Origin of the sequence: Pseudoduganella sp. UC29_71, assembly GCF_042693265.1 — a bacterium.
Lineage (GTDB): Bacteria > Pseudomonadota > Gammaproteobacteria > Burkholderiales > Burkholderiaceae_D > Rugamonas.
On record NZ_CP170549.1, the window covers coordinates 2,749,528 to 2,767,144 of the forward strand.

At 68.4% G+C, this 17,617-nt stretch carries 10 protein-coding genes and 1 pseudogene; 4 read left to right on the forward strand and 7 right to left on the reverse strand.

All coding sequences use genetic code 11. The annotated features are described in order from the left end of the window. The first annotated feature begins 200 nt into the window (after positions 1-200). The 4 genes and pseudogenes from pelA (at position 201) to ACFJI2_RS11975 (ending at position 8,608) form a co-directional block, all read left to right on the forward strand. Positions 201-4,229, forward strand: a complete 4,029-nt coding sequence (gene pelA, locus ACFJI2_RS11960) for a pectate lyase (protein WP_377705211.1) — start codon at positions 201-203, stop codon at positions 4,227-4,229. Beyond that, a complete protein-coding gene (locus tag ACFJI2_RS11965) occupies positions 4,226-5,596 on the forward strand; it encodes an oligogalacturonate lyase family protein (RefSeq protein WP_377705212.1) in 1,371 nt (456 codons plus the stop codon). Before pelA ends, ACFJI2_RS11965 begins: the two co-directional genes overlap by 4 nt. A 26-nt stretch (positions 5,597-5,622) precedes the next feature. After that, positions 5,623-6,075 (forward strand): annotated as a pseudogene (locus tag ACFJI2_RS11970) (TonB-dependent receptor plug domain-containing protein); the annotation flags it as partial. A gap of 385 nt (positions 6,076-6,460) precedes the next feature. After that, positions 6,461-8,608, forward strand: coding sequence for a TonB-dependent receptor (locus ACFJI2_RS11975; RefSeq protein ID WP_377705213.1), 2,148 nt, complete (start codon positions 6,461-6,463; stop codon positions 8,606-8,608). A gap of 91 nt (positions 8,609-8,699) precedes the next feature. Here the strand turns inward: ACFJI2_RS11975 and ACFJI2_RS11980 are convergent, their stop codons facing one another. The 7 genes from ACFJI2_RS11980 to ACFJI2_RS12010 all read right to left on the reverse strand — a co-directional run bounded on the left by ACFJI2_RS11980 (position 8,700) and on the right by ACFJI2_RS12010 (position 17,608). After that, positions 8,700-10,172, reverse strand: coding sequence for a leucyl aminopeptidase (locus ACFJI2_RS11980; RefSeq protein ID WP_377705214.1), 1,473 nt, complete (start codon positions 10,170-10,172; stop codon positions 8,700-8,702). Between the two features lie 20 nt (positions 10,173-10,192). After that, entirely contained in the window at positions 10,193-11,050 is an 858-nt protein-coding gene (kynA, locus tag ACFJI2_RS11985) for a tryptophan 2,3-dioxygenase (protein WP_377705215.1), read from the reverse strand. 12 nt (positions 11,051-11,062) lie between these two features. Further along, on the reverse strand, positions 11,063-12,310 hold the full coding sequence (gene kynU, locus ACFJI2_RS11990; RefSeq protein ID WP_377705216.1) for a kynureninase: 1,248 nt from the start codon (positions 12,308-12,310) through the stop codon (positions 11,063-11,065). Between the two features lie 4 nt (positions 12,311-12,314). Further along, positions 12,315-13,307, reverse strand: a complete 993-nt coding sequence (gene dgcA, locus ACFJI2_RS11995) for an N-acetyl-D-Glu racemase DgcA (RefSeq protein ID WP_377705217.1) — start codon at positions 13,305-13,307, stop codon at positions 12,315-12,317. After that, positions 13,304-14,272 (reverse strand): DUF1611 domain-containing protein, encoded by a 969-nt coding sequence (locus tag ACFJI2_RS12000; RefSeq protein ID WP_377705218.1) that lies wholly within the window; start codon positions 14,270-14,272, stop codon positions 13,304-13,306. Before ACFJI2_RS12000 ends, dgcA begins: the two co-directional genes overlap by 4 nt. A gap of 80 nt (positions 14,273-14,352) precedes the next feature. After that, positions 14,353-15,834 carry a M81 family metallopeptidase gene (locus ACFJI2_RS12005; protein ID WP_377705219.1) on the reverse strand — a complete coding sequence of 494 codons (1,482 nt, stop codon included), beginning with the start codon at positions 15,832-15,834 and terminating at the stop codon, positions 14,353-14,355. Between the two features lie 10 nt (positions 15,835-15,844). Then, positions 15,845-17,608 carry a serine hydrolase domain-containing protein gene (locus ACFJI2_RS12010; RefSeq protein WP_377705220.1) on the reverse strand — a complete coding sequence of 588 codons (1,764 nt, stop codon included), beginning with the start codon at positions 17,606-17,608 and terminating at the stop codon, positions 15,845-15,847. Positions 17,609-17,617 lie beyond the last annotated feature (9 nt).

Consider the following 17,617-nt stretch of genomic DNA (forward strand, 5'->3'; position numbering starts at 1 on the left):
CAGTAAGCCTTCCTTCTCATCAGATCAGAGCTGGCCATTCAACCATAGCGCCCCGCCCAAAGTGAAGATTTATACGCCGGCCCGGTCCAATTAATCATGTTTTTGCGTGTTTGCACTTTTGCCTGAGGAAGGTTTCGCTTCGATAGTCTTAGTAGTAACGGGACAGCATTTTCCCGGCAAAACAAGATGAGGGAGACAGCATGAGATTGACCAGCAGGACGGGCGTGATCGCCGCTATATGCCTCGCGTTCGCGGCGCCGGCGTTCAGCGCCGTCATCGGCGCCAACACGCCCGCCCCGGAAGTGACCGCAGCGCGCCTGGGCGAACTGCCCGCCGCGCAGCGCGCCGCGTGGGCCGACTATATCGCTCGCTCGCAGCAGCAGAAGCAGTTTGACCGCAACACCCTGGCCGCCGAACTCCGGCCCGGCGAAGCCGCGCCGCCCCCGCCCGTGGCAGGCAGCGGCAAGATGCCGCTGAATAAGGACGCCGCCTGGTACGGCTCCGCCGAAGCCCGCGCCATTGCCGACACCATCATCAGCTTCCAGACGCCTTCCGGCGGCTGGAGCAAGAACCAGGACCGCACCAAGCCGCCGCGCCTGCGCGGACAGCGCTACGCCAACAACGCGGAGACCATGGAGCTCAACACCGGCAGCTTCGATGCACCGCACGACCGCTTCTGGACTTTTGTCGGCACGCTGGACAACGGCGCCACCACCACCGAAATGCGCTTTCTGGGCCGCGTGCAGGCGCAATTGCCCGGCAAGGACGGCGACGCCTACCGCGCCAGCATTGTCAAGGGCGTCAAATACCTGCTGATGGCCCAGTACCCCAACGGCGGCTGGCCGCAGAACTACCCGCTCGAAGGCGGCTTCCATGACGGGATCACCTTCAACGACAACGCGGTGGCGGAAGCCGCCATGATCCTCGAAGACATCGCCGAGGGCCACGCGGACTTTGCGTTCGTGGCCGGCGAACTGCGCCAGCAAGCCGGCGCCGCCAGCGCACGCGCCATCAAGCCTATCCTGGACGCGCAGGTCGTGGTGGACGGGAAGAAGACCATCTGGCCGCAGCAGGTGGATGCGATCACGCTGCAGCCCATCTCGGCGCGCAACTACGAGATGCGCTCGCTGGCCAGCGCCGAGAGCAGCGAAGTGCTGCTGTTCCTGATGCGCCAGCCGAATCCGTCGCCCGAAATCAAGGCTGCGATCGACGCGGGCATCGCCTGGCTGAAGGCGCACGCCATCTACGGCAAGGCCTTCACCAAGGTCAGCGACGAGGAAGGCCGCAAGTTGACCGACAAGCCGGGCGCCGGGCCGATCTGGTCGCGCAACTACGACATCAAGACCGCCAAGCCCATCTTCGGCGACTGGGACAAGTCCATCCAGGACGACGTGAACAACATCTCCAAAGGCCGCCGCAACGGCTATTCGTGGTACAACGCCGCGCCGCAGAAGGCGCTTGACGTGTACGACGGCATGCAGCGCAAGGCCGGCGCGGCGGCCAGCACGCCCGCCACCGGCCAAGGCTACGACGACATCGCCATCGCCGCACCGCAGGGCCTCGGCAGCGTCATCGTGCGCGCCGAAGCCTTCGGCGCAAAGGGCGACGGCGTCACCAACGACACGGCCGCGCTGCAGAAGGCCATCGACGCCACGGCATCGCGCAAGGCCACGCTGGTGCTCAAACCCGGCACCTACCTTACCGGCTCGCTGTTCCTGAAGTCCGGCATGGCGCTGCGCATTGACAAGGGCGTCAAACTCACCGGCGCGCAGAACATCAAAGCCTATCCGCTGATGCCGACGCGCATTGCAGGCATAGAGCTGTCCTGGCCCTCCGCGCTGATTAATGTGTACCAGCAGAGCGACGTCAAAATCTACGGCGAAGGCACCATCGACGGCGACGGCAAGGCCTTCTGGGACCGCTTCCAGTCCATTCGCCAGGACTACGAAGCACGCGGCCTGCGCTGGGCCGCCGACTACGACGCCCAGCGTCCGCGCCTGATCCAGATCTACAACTCCCAGCGCATCGAACTTGGCAACGGTCCGCAAGGCGAGCCGCTCAAGCTCACGCGCTCCGGTTTCTGGACCGTGCAGGTGGTCTATTCCCACGACGTGAAGGTATCCGGCATCACGGTACGCAACAACGTGGACGGCAAGGGGCCTTCCACCGACGGCGTCGATATCGACTCCTCGCACACGGTACTGGTGGAAAACGCCGACATCGACGCCAACGACGACGCCCTGTGCCTGAAAGCCGGCCGCGACGCCGACGGCCTGCGCGTGAACCGTCCCACCGAGAATGTCGTCATCCGCAACTCCACCGTGCGCGCCGCCTATGCCGGCGTCACCTTCGGCTCGGAGACCTCCGGCGGCATCCGCAAGGTGCGCGTGCACGGGCTGAAGGTGGTCGGCCCGGTGCGCTACGGCATCCTGTTCAAGTCCGCCGCCACGCGCGGCGGCGGCGCTTCGGACATCGATATCCACGACATCGACGTGCAACAGGCTGAAACCGGCATCCGCATCAACCTGAACTGGTTCCCGGCCTATAGCTACGCGAAAATCCCGGACAACGTCAAGCACGTCCCCGCCTACTGGAAGACCCTGACTGCACAGGTACCGCGCGAACAGGGCCTGCCGCAGGTGCGCGACATACGCATCAGCCGCGTCACCGCCAAAGGCTTGAAGACGGCCGTGGAGCTGGAGGGCTATGCCGACGCGCCGCTCAACAATATCACCATCGCCGACGTGGACCTGGAAGCCGAGGCTGTCGGCGCCATCCGCCACGCGCGCAACGTGCAGTTCACGCGCAGCCGCATCGTGGCCCGCAACGGCGCTCCCGCCACGCTGGAGGACACGCAGTCCGTCGTCGGCCTGCCGGCGTCCCCGCCTGCCTCGGCCAGCGGCGTGGCGGGCATCGAACCCGGCTGGCTCACCCCGCCTGCGCGCCCTGACATCAGCTTCGCACCGGACCGGCTGCCTTCCCGCGCCGCCGTGCTGCCGGTGCTGGACTACGTGGCCGCCGCGCAGATCGCCGACATGAGCCGCCACCCGATCCAGCTTTCCACCGGCTCCAACCTGTCCGAAATCTCCTCCAACTGGGTGGCCGCCACCTTCTACGTGGGCGCCTCGCGCCTGGCGCGCGTGTCCGGCAACCAGAATACGCTGCGCTTCCTTACCGCCACCGCCGAGCATTACAACTACGCGCTACGCGGCGCGCGCGCGGACCGCTCGCTGCTCAACGCCGACGAGCTGGCTATCGGCGACCTGTATCAGGAGCTGTACGCGCGGCGCGGCCAGCAAGGCGTGATCATGCCGCTGCAGCAGCGGCTGGACTTCACGCTGCCGCACCTGAACCGTTCCCAGGAGACGGCCTCGCTGATCTGGTGGTGGTGCGACGCGCTGTTCATGGCGCCGCCCGTGCTGGCGCGCCATTCGGCCCTGACCGGCGATCCCCGCTATCTGCGCGCCATGGACAAGGAATGGCGCCGCACCGCCGCCCGCCTGTGGGTCGAGCAGGACGGCCTGTTCCTGCGCGACGAGCGCTTCAAGGAGCAGGACCATCGCGGCGCCGGCGGCAAGCCGGTCTACTGGGCGCGCGGCAACGGCTGGGTGATGGGTGGACTGGCGCGCACGCTGGAAGCCATGCCGGCCGATTTCGCTGGCCGCGATTTCTACACGGGCATCTTCCGCAAGATGGCCAGCCGCGTGGCCGGGCTGCAGCAGGCGGACGGCCTGTGGCGCAGCGACCTGAATGACCCCAACAGCTTTCCCGAGCCGGAAACCTCGGGCTCCGCTTTCTTCGTGTACGCGCTGGCATGGGGCATCAACCACGGCCTGCTGGACCGCCAGGCCTACCAGCCCACAGTGACCAGGGGCTGGGCCGCGCTCAACCGCCATGTACTGCCCAATGGCCTGATCGGTGCGGCGCAGAAGACCGGCGACCGTCCCGTGCCGACCAGAGCCGACGACGTTGGCCCCTACGCGACCGGCGCCTACCTGCTGGCCGGGCTGGAAGTGATCGCACTGAACGGTCCGGCGCAAGCCCTGCCCAAGCCCCCGCTGGCCCGCGACGACGAGGCTACCATCCTGGCTACCACACCGCAGCCCGTGGTGCCCCGGACCGTGGTCGGCGACGCCGAAAAGGCCCGCCGCGAGCAGGAGATGCGCGCCACCCGCGCCCTCGCCTACGACCCGTCCACGCTGGCGCAGCCCGCAAGGAGCGCGCAATGACGCGAACGAGCCGCCGCACAGTACTGAAGTCCGCCCTGCTTCCGCTGGCGATGGCGTCGGCCCAGGGCATGGCGCCATCAGCTTCGGCCCAGCCGCCGGCATCCGTGCCTTCGTCGCCGCCGGACTCCGGTGGCGCCGCGCCCAAGGCCTGGACCGATCCGAAAACCGGCCGCCGCATCGTCCGCATCTCCGACCAGGAAGGCTCGGGCGTGCTCTATTTCTACCGCCACGCGTACACGCCCGAAGGCGACATCATGGTCATCAAGTCTCCCTCGGGCATCGCCGCCGTGCGCCTGAAGGACTGGAACACCACGCTGCTGGTCAAAGGCAAAGAGAACGAACTGCTGTTCATGCTGCGCAAGACGCGTGAAGCGGTGTATTCGGTCACCGACGCCGGCGAAGGCGATGCCGCCCAGCGACCGAAAACCATCTACGCCATCCATGTCGACACGAAAAAGGTGCGCAAGCTGGCGCGCCTCGAAGCCGGCGGCGTCAACGGCGCCAACGCGGACGACACCCTGCTGCTCGGCACCGTCTCCTACGGCGCCAAGCCGCTGCAACCCAAGGACGCGGCCAGCGTGGCAAAGTTTGGCAGCGCCGAATACGCCGCCCTCGGCCCTGACGGCAAGCCGCTCAACTTCGCCAAAGCCAAGGGCGTGCGCATGCTCGAACGCTGGGCCGCGCGCGTGCCTGCGGAGCTGTTCACCATCGACATCCGGACCGGCGCGCGCAAGGTGCTGCACCGCACCGAGGAATGGATAGGCCACGCCCAGTTCTCGCCCACCGATCCGGGCCTGATCCGCTTCTGCATGGAAGGCCCATGGCACCGAGTGGACCGCATCAAGCTGCTCAAGGCCGACGGCACCGGGCTGCGCAGCGCCCACACGCGCACCATGAACATGGAAATCTGGGGCCACGAATTCTTCAGCCACGACGGCAAATGGCTGTGGTACGACCTGCAAACGCCGCGCGGCCAGGTGTTCTGGGTAGCCGGCCTGGAACTGGCCACCGGCAAGCGCGTATGGAAGCGCGTGGAGCAGAACGACTGGGGCGTCCACTTCAACATCGCCCCCGACAACAAGACCTTCGCCAGCGACGGCGGCGACGCCGACATGGTGGCGCACGCGCCGGATGGCAAATGGATCTCGCTGCTGCAGGCGGACACCATCGTCGACGCCGACCTGCCGTCCTATGACGAAGGCCTGGTCACCATCGAGAAATTCAAGTCGGCACGGCTGGTCGACATGTCGGCGCACGACTACCGCCTTGAACCCAACCTGCGCTTCACGCCGGACGGCAAATGGCTGGTTTTCGCCTCCAATATGCACGGCGCGAACCATGTCTATGCCGTGGAAACCGGCATTTGATTCAACTATAACAAAGAGGAGACAAGATGCATCAAGCAATCCACCCCATTCCACGCGCGCGGCTGCGGCAAATTGCGCTGGCCGTGATCGCCCTGGCGGGGGCCACGCAAGCCCAGGCCCAGGCCCAGCGCGCCAGCGCGGAAGAGGCGGCAGCGACGAACACCGTGGTCGTTACCGGCTTCCGCGAAAGCCTGAACAACGCACTGAACATCAAGAAGAATTCGGACGGCATCATCGACGTGATCAAGGCCGAGGACATTTCCAAATTCCCGGACGCGAACCTGGCCGAATCCATGCAGCGCGTGCCCGGCGTGTCCGTGGCCCAGGGCGACGGCGGCGAAGGCAAGCAGATCACCGTGCGCGGCCTGAACGCGGGCTTCACGCGCGTGCGCATCAACGGCATTGAAGGCACCACGGCCACAGGCGCCTCCGACATCAACGGCAGCACCAACCGAGGCCGCGCGTTCGACTTCAGCGTATTCGCGGCGGAGCTGTTCAACAGCCTGGCCGTGCGCAAAACGTCCGAAGCCGGCGTGGAAGAAGGCTCGCTGGGCGCCACGGTCGATCTGCGCACCGCCCGCCCCTTCGACTTCAAGGGCGAAACCGGCAGCATCGGCATCCAGGGCTTGTACAACACGGTCTCCGAAAAGACGCAGCCGCGCGTGACCGGCCTGTACACCAACCGCTGGGACACGCCCATCGGCAAGATCGGCGCACTGGTGGCGGTGGCCTACGCCAAGCGCAGCGCCATCGAAGAAGGCTACGAGTCGGTGGACAACATCGCCGGTTCCGTCAACGGCGGCTTCTGCTCTCCCATCGGCGCCGCCACGCAATACCCGGCCAACAATCCCGCCAAGGGCATCGATGCGCAGAATTGCGGCTTCGGCGTGCCCCGCTCGGGCAACCTGGCCGTGTACAACGACATCATGGGCCGCAAGGACGATTTCGGCGGCACCGTGGCCAACCCGCCCCGGCAGCTCGGGCGCGTTCCATCCGCGCATTCCGCGCTACCGCCGCTCGCAAACCGAATACGACCGCACCGGCCTGACCGGCACGCTGCAATGGCGCCCGGACCGCGCCACCGAGCTGAATCTGGACCTGATGGGCGGCAAATACAGCAACAAGCGCTACGACAACTACATCCAGGCGATTTCCTTCGGCCGCGACATGACCGAGAACGGCAAGGGCCAGACCTCCATCGTGGACGCCAAGTTCGACAAGAATGGCAGCTGGACCTACGGCAAATTCAACGGCGTGGACATCCGCAGCGAAGGCCTGGTGGACGAGTACAGCACGCTGTTCAAGCAGGGCGTGCTGTCGGCCAAGCGCGACATCACCGACCGCCTGACCGTGGACCTGCTGTTCGGCGTGTCCAATTCGCTGCTGAGCAATCCGCACCGCGCCACCGTGCAGATCGACGCGCCCAACGTGAACGGCTTCAGCTGGGACTTCTCCAAGGGCGGTGTGCCGGCGCTGGACTTCGGCATGGACGTGACCAATCCGAACAACTTCTCCTTCGGCCCGCAGGAAGCCAACGGCACGGTGCACGGCAACTTCGTGGGCCGCTACCTGCGCACCTCGAACCGCCTGAAGACCAACACGGCCAACATCAGCTACGAGGTGAACGACCATCTCACCATCCGTACCGGCCTGTCGGCGCGACGCAACAGCTGGTTCAACTACGAGGTGGCATCGGGCGGCATCCCGACACAGGGCCTGCCGGCCGGCGTTTCGCTGGCCAGCCTGACGCGCCAGATCTCCGGCTTCGGCAAGGGGCTGGGCGCCGGCGTGCCGTCGTCGTGGGCAGCGGTGGACATGGACAAGTTCCAGGCCGTCTACAACACCGAATGCCACTGCTCCTCGGTGGCGCTGTCCGAATACGTGCTGGCCAACCAGGTGAAGCGCCAGGTGGACGAGAAGATCGACGCGCTCTACCTGTCCGGCGATTTCAAGGTCAACGCATGGGGCCTGCCGCTGCGCGGCAACGTGGGCGTGCGCGGCGCGGACACCACCACCACCGCCATGCAGCTGATCAAGGACCCGGCCGGCCAGCTGGTGCCGCGCGTGGTGGAGCACACTTACCGCGACTGGCTGCCGGCCTTCAACGTGACGGCCACGCTGCCGAAGGACCTTCTGGTGCGCTTCTCGGCCGGCAAAACCCTGTCGCGCGCCGAGTACGTGGACCTGGCGCCTTCGGCATCGATCAACCTGACCGGCCAGTCGGTCACGGTGGGCAATCCGACGCTCGACCCGATCCGCGCCAACACCTTCGACCTGCAGGCCGAGTGGTACTACGCGAAGAACGCGATGATCTCGGTGGGCGCCTTCCACAAGAACATCAAGACGTTCATCCAGCGCACCAACGAGCTGATGACGTATGCGGAGACGGGCCTGTCCAACTCCTACCTGACCGCCACCGGCTGCTCCATCACCGGCGCCCAGCCGGCCTGCCAGATCCAGCCGGACACGCAGGTCAGCGTCAGCCGCATGGTCAACACCAAGGGCGGCCCGCTGGACGGCCTGGAAGTGAACTGGCAGGTGCCGTTCACTTTCCTGCCTGGCGCATGGAGCAATTTCGGCGCGCTGGCCAACTACACCAAGGTCAAGTCGCGCATCACCTACATCACACGGGTGGACAATCCGCGCACGCCGGCCAACGAGCAGCTGACCGAGGAAGCCAACTTCATCGGCCTGTCGCCCAACGCCTACAACCTGACGGTGTACTACGAGGACAAGAAGTTCAGCGCGCGCGTGTCGGCCACGCACCGCTCCAGCTTCATCCGCGACGTGCTGCGCAACGCCAACGGCAGCGACCACTCCTTCGCCGATCCTTCCACCAAGGTTGGCCTGTCGATGTCCTACAACGTGACGCCGCAGCTGCGCGTGTCCTTCGAAGCGCAGAACCTCACCGACGAGCCGCTACGCTACGGTAAGGACACCGAGCGCAACGACACGCTGTTGTACGGTAAATCGGGACGTTCCTACGTGCTGGGAGCGAACTACAAGTTCTGAGCAAGACGATTACTCCGGCCTGCCGTGCATCTCACGGCGGTCTTTAACGCGGGCCTGGTCCCGCGTCTTTTTTTGTCCGCCGCTTTTGCACTCAGCGCCGCGCGCGGGCCTGCAGATAGGCCAGCAGCAGCGGCACCGGCCGCCCGCTCGCGCCCTTCGCCCCGCCTTGCTCCCACGCGCTGCCGGCTATGTCCAGGTGTGCCCAGGTATAGCTGCGCGTGAAATTCTCCAGAAAACACGCCGCCGTGATGCTGCCCGCGCCCGGCGTGCCGAGGTTGGCCAGGTCGGCGCTGGCGGACTTGATCTGCTCCTGGTATGCCTCGTCGAGCGGCATCAGCCACGCCAGGTCGCCGCTGCTGCGCCCGGCGGCCAGCAGTTCGGCGGCCAGCATGTCGTGCGCCGCGTCGGAACGGGTGAACAGGCCGGAACGGTGATGGCCCAGCGCGCTGACGCAGGCACCGGTGAGCGTGGCGATGTCGATTACCGCCGCCGGCTTGAAGCGCGCGGCATAGGTGAGCGCATCGCACAGCACCATGCGCCCTTCCGCGTCGGTGTTCTGCACTTCAACCGTCAGGCCGCTCATCGAGGCGACCACGTCGCCGGGCTTGACGGCGCGCCCGGAAGGCATGTTCTCGCATGCCGCCACCAGGCCGATCAGGTTCAGCGGCAAGCCCATTTCAGCGGCTGCGCGAAACACGCCCAGCACGGCGGCGCCGCCGCACATGTCGTACTTCATCTCGTCCATGCCCGCGCCGGGCTTGAGCGAGATGCCGCCCGAGTCGAAGGTGATGCCCTTCCCGGCCAGCACCACCGGCGCTTCCCTCGCCTTCCCGCCCATGTGCTTCAGTACGATAAAGCGCGGCGGCACATCGCTGCCGTCGGCCACCGCCAGCAGGCAGCGCATGTCCAGCTGCTCGATCTGTTTGCGTTCCAGCACCTGCACGCCCACGCCCCAGTCGCGCCCCAGCCGGCGCGCAGCCTCCGCCAGATAGGCCGGGGTGCAGATGTTGGACGGCAGGTTGGCCAGCTCCTTGCAGAGTTCAACCCCGTTGGCGGTGGCCACGGCCTCGGCCAGCGCCGCCTTGGCCGCCGCATCCGGCTTGGCCGCCAGCACGATGCGCCGGACGCCGCCCGGCGCCGCCTCCTTGCGGCTTTTCAGGCCGTCGCGCCGGAAGGCGCTGTCGCGCGCGGCGGCCACCACGCAGCCTATGGCCCAGGCCTGGCCGCGTCCCGCCACCGCGTCCAGCGGCAGCGCGACGGTCGCCTGGGCCGCGCCCAGCGTGGCGAACACACCGAGCATGGCCCGCACCGCAGTGCCAAACGCGGATTCGGCCACGGCGCCTTGCTCGCCCAGCCCGACCAGCAGCACGCGCTCCATGCCGCCAACGCCGCGCAGCAGCAGCGTGGAGCCGGGCTTGCCGCTGATGTCTCCCGACCGCATGGCCTGCGTGACAGCGCCTTCGCCGTCCAGCGCGCGCGCCTGCTCCGTCAGGCGCCGCCGCTCATACACACCCACGGCGATGCAGCCGCTGCGCGCTTCCTCTTCCTTGATCCTGAATTCCATGTCCTCTTTCTATTTGTTGTCTATAACTGGGTGCGCAGCCCGAACAGCTCCGGGAACAGCACCGTATCGAGCATCTTGCGCAGGTAGCTGGCGCCGGCGGTACCGCCGGTTCCCGGCTTGAAGCCGATGATGCGTTCCACCGTCGTGACGTGCCGGAAACGCCAGAAGCGCATCGCCGTCTCGAGGTCCACCAGCTTCTCGGCCAGCTCGTAGAGCGCCCAGTGCCGTTCCGTGTTGCCGTAGACTTCCAGCCACGCCGCCTGCACCGAGGCGTCCGCCGCCGTGGGGCCGCTCGCCACGCCATGCAGCCGCTGCGGCGCCACCGCCAAGCCCTCGCGCGCCAGCAGCCGGACCGCCTCGTCGTACAGCGACGGTGCCCGCAGCTCGGCCTCCAGGCGCGCATGCCGCGCCGGGGCGCTGGCGTGCACGGCCAGCATGGCGGCATTCTTGTTACCAAGGATGAACTCGATCTCGCGGTACTGGCAGGACTGGAACCCGGATGAGGCGCCCAGGTAAGGCCGCAGCGCCGTGTACTCCGGCGGGGTCATGGTCGCCAGCACGTCCCAGGCGTGCACCATCTGGTCCATGATGCGCGCCACGCGGGCCAGCATCTTGCATGCGGACGCCAGCACGCCTTCCCGCAATGCCGCACGCACGGCGTGCAGTTCATGCAGCATCAGCTTCATCCACAGCTCGCTGGCCTGGTGCTGCACGATGAACAGCATCTCGTCGTGCGCCGGCGACAGCGGGCGCTGCGCGTTGAGGATGCTGTCCAGCGCAAGATAGTCGCCGTAGCTCATGGCCGCGCTGAAGTCCATTTGCGGGCCGTGCCACTGCGCCGGGCACAGGCCCGGCTGCTTGTCTTTCGTATCGTTCATGGCTGCTCCGTGTCAGGTGACCGCTGCGCGCTCGGCGGCCGGGTCGTAGTCGCGCCGGTCCAGGATCTGCTTCAGGATCTCCACCGCGTCCCACACATCGGCAAAGCTGCTGTACAAGGGCGTGAAGCCGAAGCGCATGATGGAAGGCTCGCGGTAGTCGCCTACCACGCCGCGCGCGATCAGTGCGGCCATCACCGCGTAGCCGTGCGGATGCGTGAAGCTGACCTGGCTGCCGCGCCGCGCATGCTCGCGCGGCGTGACGAGCTCCAGCCTGTGCCCTGCGCAGCGCGTCTCCACCAGTTCGATAAACAGGTCCGTCAGCGCCAGCGACTTGGCGCGCACCGCCGCCATCGTCGTCAGCGCAAACACGTCCAGCCCGCACTCCACCATGGCAAGCGACACCATGGGCTGGGTGCCGCACAGGGCGCGGCCGATGCCGTCGGCGGGCGCAAAGCCGGGCGCCATGGCGAACGGCGCGGCGTGTCCCCACCAGCCCGACAGCGGCTGCGTGAATCCGGCCTGGTGCCTGCGGGGCACCCAGATGAAGGCGGGCGCGCCCGGGCCGCCGTTCAGGTATTTGTAGGTGCAGCCAACGGCGAAATCGGCCCCGTCCGCATTCACGGCCAGCGGAACGGCGCCGGCGGAATGGGCCAGGTCCCACACCGTCAGCGCGCCCTGCGCGCGGGCGTGCGCGCTGATGCGTGCCATGTCGTGCTGGTAGCCGGTACGGTAGTTCACGTGCGTCAGCAGCACCACGGCCGTGTCGCCGTCGATGGCGCCGGACAGCTCGGCGGCCGAATCGACCAGCCGGACCGAGTAGCCGCGCGCCATCCACGCCGCCAGGCCCTGCGCGATGTACACGTCGGTCGGGAAGTTGCTGCGCTCCGTGACGATGACGCGCCGCGCGTCGTGCGCCCGGCTGGCCTGCACGTGCAGCGCGGCCGCCAGCGCCTTGAACAAATTGACGGAGGTGGAGTCGGTGACCACCACTTCACCTTCGGCCGCGCCGATCAGGGGCGCGATGCGGTCGCCCAGCCGCTTCGGCATACCGAACCAGCCCGCCGTGTTCCAGCTGCGTATCAGGCCTTGCGCCCATTCTTCGGCGATCACCTGCCGCGCGCGCGCCATGGCCGCGACGGGCGCCGCGCCCAGCGAATTGCCGTCCAGGTAGATCACGCCGCCGGGCAGCGCAAAATGCGCGCGCAGCGGCGCCAGCGGGTCCTGCGCGTCGCGTGCGATGCAGTCCTTGCGTGCCGTCATGCCGTCACCCCCACAGGCCGGGCTGCGCGGCACTCAGCAGCGCGCCGTCGTAGCGCATGGCCTGCGCCCTGTCCTCGCACAGCAGCATCGGGCCGTCCAGGTCCACATAGGTGCATTGCTGCGCCACCAGGTGGGCCGGCGCCATGGCCAGCGACGTGCCGCCCATATTGCCCACCATGAGGCCAAAGCCCAGCTCGCGCGCCCTGCGGGCCAGGGCCAGGCCCTCGGTGAGGCCGCCGCACTTATCGAGTTTAATGTTCACGTACTGGTAGCGGCCAAGCAGGTTCTCCAGCGAGCCCCGGTCCGTGCAGGATTCGTCGGCAGCCAGCGGAATGGACGAGCGCAGGCCGTCCAGCTGCGCGTCCGTGCCGCGCGGTACCGGCTGTTCGATCAGTTCCACGCGCTGGGCCGCCAGCTCCGGCAGGATATGCTCCAACAGCTGGCGGTCCCACGCCTGGTTGGCGTCGATTACCAGCCTGGCCGCCGGATGCTCTTCGCGCGCGTAGCGCACCATGTCGAGATGGCGAGTGGCGTCGGCCTTCAGCTTGAGCAGCGGCAGGTGGCGCGCCGCGCGGATCTTGCGGCGCACGTCCGCCTCCTTGCCCAGGCCTATGGTGTAGGCCGTCAGCACCGGCTGCGCCTGCGGGCCGGCCAGCCCGGCCAGCTGCCAGGCCCGCGTGCCGGCCTGCTTGGCGCGCAGGTCCCATAGCGCGCAATCGAGTGCGTTGCGCGCGCCGCCGGCCGGCAGCCACTGCATCAGCTCAGCGCCGGACATGTCCGCATGCAGCAGCGGCAGCACCGCGTTGATCTGCGCGGCGATGGACCGCGGCGTCTCGCCGTCGTAAGAGACGCCGGCTGCTTCGCCGCTGCCGGTGTGGCCGCGCCCGTCGCGCAGGCGCACGACCAGCACGCCGATGTCCGTCATGGTTTCGCGCGCGATTTCGAAAGGTTCTTGCAGGCGCCAGTTCTCCAGCGCAGTGGTGCATTCCAATGTCATGACAGGTTTTCCTTGTTGGTTGTAATGGCTGCGGTCAGCGCTTCGACGCCGCCGCGTATCGGGTCGGCCACCGGCAGGCCGAGTTCCGCTTCCAGCCGCGCGCGGTAGGCCCGCCACGCGGCACCGTCCAGCGACGACGAGTTCACGCTGATGCCGATGCAGCGCACGGCCGGATTGGTCAGGCGCGCGGCCTGCAGGTACATCTCGATGGCATCGGCCAACTGCGGCGTGGGGAAGCCGGGCAAGGCGTCGAGATGAGTGCGGCTGGGGTCGTGGCACAGCACCAGCGCGTCCGGCTGCGAACCGTGCAGGAGGCCGAGGCTGACGCCGGCATAGGCCGGATGGAACAGCGAACCCTGGCCTTCGATCACGTCCCAGTGCCCGGGCGCGTTATCGGGCGAGAGCTGCTCGGCCACGCCGGCCAGGAAGTCCGCCACCACGGCGTCGATGGCCACGCCGGCACCGGAAATCATGATGCCGGTCTGCCCGGTGGCGCGGAACGTGGCCGGCACGCCGCGCGCCTGCAGCGAGCGGGCCAGCGCGAGCGCCGTGTATTTTTTCCCCAGCGCGCAGTCGGTGCCCACGGTGAGCAGCCGCTGGCCGGTGCGCTTGCGGCCGGTGCCGGTGACGCGCGGCCAGTCGCCGTGCCGCACGTCGTGCAGGTTCACGCCGGCCGCTGCTGCTGCGGCCACCAGCTCGCGGAAGCTGCCCAGCCGCGTGTGCAGGCCGCTGACGATGTCCAGGCCCGCGCTGGCCGCTTCCACCAGCGTGGGCAGCCAGTGCGCCGGCAGCCTGCCGCCGGGCGGCGCGATGCCGATCAGCAGCGAACCGGCGCCGGCTGCGGCGGCCTGCGCCACGCTCATGGCCGGCGCGCCGGTGCTGACGGCGGCGCCGGGAAAGCGCAATTCGCCGGTCACGTCGCCGGGGCACCACTGGGCCACGCCGAGCGCGGTCTTGGCGTCCACTGGGCTCCGGGCGTCGCCGATAAAGAGGAGATAGGGTTTGCGTAGCGATAGCATGGTCGATCCGTTCTTTCAGGTTGGGGTCAGCGCCAGTCGGCGTGCGGGCGGGCCACGCGCGGCCAGTAGTCGAGGGTGCGCACCTGGTACGGCAGGTCCGCGAAGTCGGGCGCGATGGCGCCCGGGGTGGACGCGTACAGCACCGCGCTGGCAATGGGCGCGAACTCGGCGTGGAAGTGGATGGCGGACTTGACCACCACCAGCTGCTTGTCGTCCAGGCTCAGGCCGACGCCGGTGAAGGCGTCCGGCGCGAATACCTGGCCGCGCACGGACGCCAGCAGGATGTGCACATTGTTCGGCCCCTCCAGCCACACGCAGGTGCCCAGCGGCGCGCGCCCGCCGATGGCGGCGGCGCTCTGCGTGTGCTGCTCGGCCACGGCGCGCACCGTCACGCGCAGATCCAGCGGCTGGCCCGAGCTGGGGCCGCACTTGCCACCCACGCGCAGGTCCAGCGCGGCGCCCGCGCCGGCGTCGCGGCAGATCTGGATGGCACCCAGGTCCCAGAAGGCGCCGATGGCCGCGTTGCCGATGCCGCGCTCGAACAGCCGGCGCAGGATGAAGGTGGCGTCGCCGGGCGCGCCGCCGCCCGGATTGTCTGCCACGTCGGCCAGCACCACGGGGCCGCCGTCGCTGCGCGCCAGCTCCAGCGCCTGGTCCAACGCCGCGTCCAGCTGCTGCACCGGCGAGCCGGCCCGTTCGCGCAGCTCCCAGAACTCGCGCGCCAGCTGGCCCGCCAGCTTCGCGGCCAGCGCCGGGTTGTTGTCGGTGACCACCCACAGCCTGGCGCCCGAGCCGCGCACGTCGCCCCACGGGAAGCCGTGGCCGAGCGATACCGACAGCACGCCGTCGCGCCCTTCCAGCGCTTGCATGCGCCGGACGAAGCCAGCCATCGGCTCGCGCGTGGTCTGCCAGGTGCCGACCATCTTGCAGTCGAAGACGGCGGTGACGGGGCGCACCCGCCCTGCATGCGTGTCGGCCAGGATGCGGTACAGTTCGCGCCCCCGCTTCACGATGTCGGTGTGCGGATATTCCTTGAAGGCGATGATGGCGTCCGCCGAGGCCCGCATCTGTTCGGTGAAGTGGCAGTGCAGGTCCAGCTCCGCGCCCACCGGCACGCCGGGGCCGACAATCTCGCGCACCCGCGCCAGGATGTCGCCTTCGCAGTCGTCGTAGCCGTCGGCCACCATGGCGCCGTGCAGCATCAGCTGCACGGCGTCCACCGGCATGGCCGCGCGCAGGCCGGCTAGCAGCCGCTCGCGCAGCGCTTCGTAGACCGTGCGCACGGTGCGGCCCGAGGGCTCGGCCAGCGCGCACAGGCCTTCCACCACCTCGTGGCCGTCGGCCTCCATCATCCGGCGGTAGGCCAGCATCACGGCGCCGGTGGTGTCCGGCGCCTTCAGGCTGCCGTCGCCGTCGAAGATGCCGCATTCCTCGAAGGCACCCAGCCCGGTGGGCGTGGCGGCGAAGGTGTTGGTTTCGGTGGCAATTTGGGCGATAAAGAATCTCATTGGAGCTCCCTCACTGCGCCACGCGCTCGAAGCGCAAGTTGCGGGTGCGCGGCGTGTTGATGCGGAAGGCGGTCACCGGTCCGTCCGGCTGCGCGGCGCTGAGCACGCCGCGCATGGGCGGATGCTCGCCGCCGAAGCGCAGGCCGAACACGCGGTCCGAGAACGCTTCCAGGGTCATGACGTCGCGGCCGTACGGGCCGAACACCTCCAGCAGCAGCTGCTCGCCCTCGAAGTGCATCACGGCATCCGCGTCCAGGTCGGCGGCGCGGTAGCGGCCCAGCAGGGTCTGGCCCGCTTCCGCCAGGGACGGCGGCGTGGCGGGCAGGCGCTCGTAGCGCTCGGCATGGCCCGCTTCGCTCAGCGTCAGCGCGGGCGGCGCTTCCGCAGCCGCAGCCGGTTCCGCTTGCGCGTCCGCGTCCGCCTCCGCAGCCGCTCGCGTGGACGTGCCGGCAGCGCCTGCGCCGGAAGATGCGCCGGCCGGCACGCCAGCCAGCTCGGCCAGCGGCAGTTCCAGCGGCCCCACCGCCATGTCCTCAAAGCCGAGCCGCAGCAGGCCGTCCTGCTCGGTCAGCGCCACCGGCGCGCTGTCCAGGAAGCTCAGTCCCAGCCGGCCCTCGGCCGCCTCGGCAAAGCCGAACACCAGCCCCGAGCCGCCCGCGTGGTAGCGTGCCCCCAGCAAGGGCCGGTAGCGCTCCGCAGCCGGCTTCTCGCTGGCCGCGCCCAGCACCTCGTCGCCCAGCATGGCGTCGATGATCCTGTACCCCAGCTCGATGGGATTGGCCGGCGCGCCGTTGGTGATGATGACGATGTCCAGCGCTTGGCTTGGCACGGTGATCATCTGGCAGGTGCCGCCGACCACGCCGCCCGCATGGTGCACCACGTCCACGCCACGATAGCCGTGCAGCATCAGCCCCAGCCCGTAGGGATTGACCATGCCGTTGTTCAGCGTGGCCGGCGTGAGCATCTGGCGCCACGCCGCTTCGCTGCCCACTACCTTGCCGGGTGAACGCAGATGCGCCAGCCAGGCCAGCATGTCGGCCAGCGTGGAAATCATGGCGCCTTCGCCGCGTATCTCCTCGGTCGGGAAAATGCCGCGCCGCCAGCCGCTGCCTTGCCCGGGCGGGGCCGGCACGTGCAGGGTGGCCATGCCGGGATGGATTTCGAAGTCGTTCGGCACCGAGGCCGTGTCGTTCATGCCCAGCGGCGCGAAGATGCGCTCCTTGAGGAACTGCTCGAACGGCATGCCGGCCGCCTGCTCTATCGCCAGCGACAGCAGGTGGTAGCCGCCGTTACAGTAGATCATTTTCTCGCCGGGCGCGAAATTGGCCGAGCCCTGGCGCAGCTGCGCGGACAAGGCCTGCCCCGGCGGCTGGATAGCCATGCCGTCGGCCAGCGACGCGATGTCCATATAGCAGCGGTAGCCGCTGGTATGCGTCATGAACTGGCGCAGCGTGGGCTCGCCGAGCGGCGTTTGCAGGCCGGGGAAGTAGCGCCGCACGCCGGTGTCGATGTCCAGTTTGCCCTCCTCGGCAAGCAGCAGCGCCGCCAGGCAGGTGAAATGCTTGCTGGTGGAGCCGATGCGCATGCGGGTCCATGGCGTGTTGGCCACGCCCAGTTCGATGCTGGCCAGGCCGAAGCCGCGCCGGTACAAGGGGCGGCCGTGCTGCGCCACGCCCACCACCAGGCCGGGGGCGTCGCTGCGGTTAAAGGGCTGGAACAATGCGTCCAGCGCGGCGGCGCCGGCCGGTTCTTCAGCGGCATTTGCTTGGTTCATATCTATCTC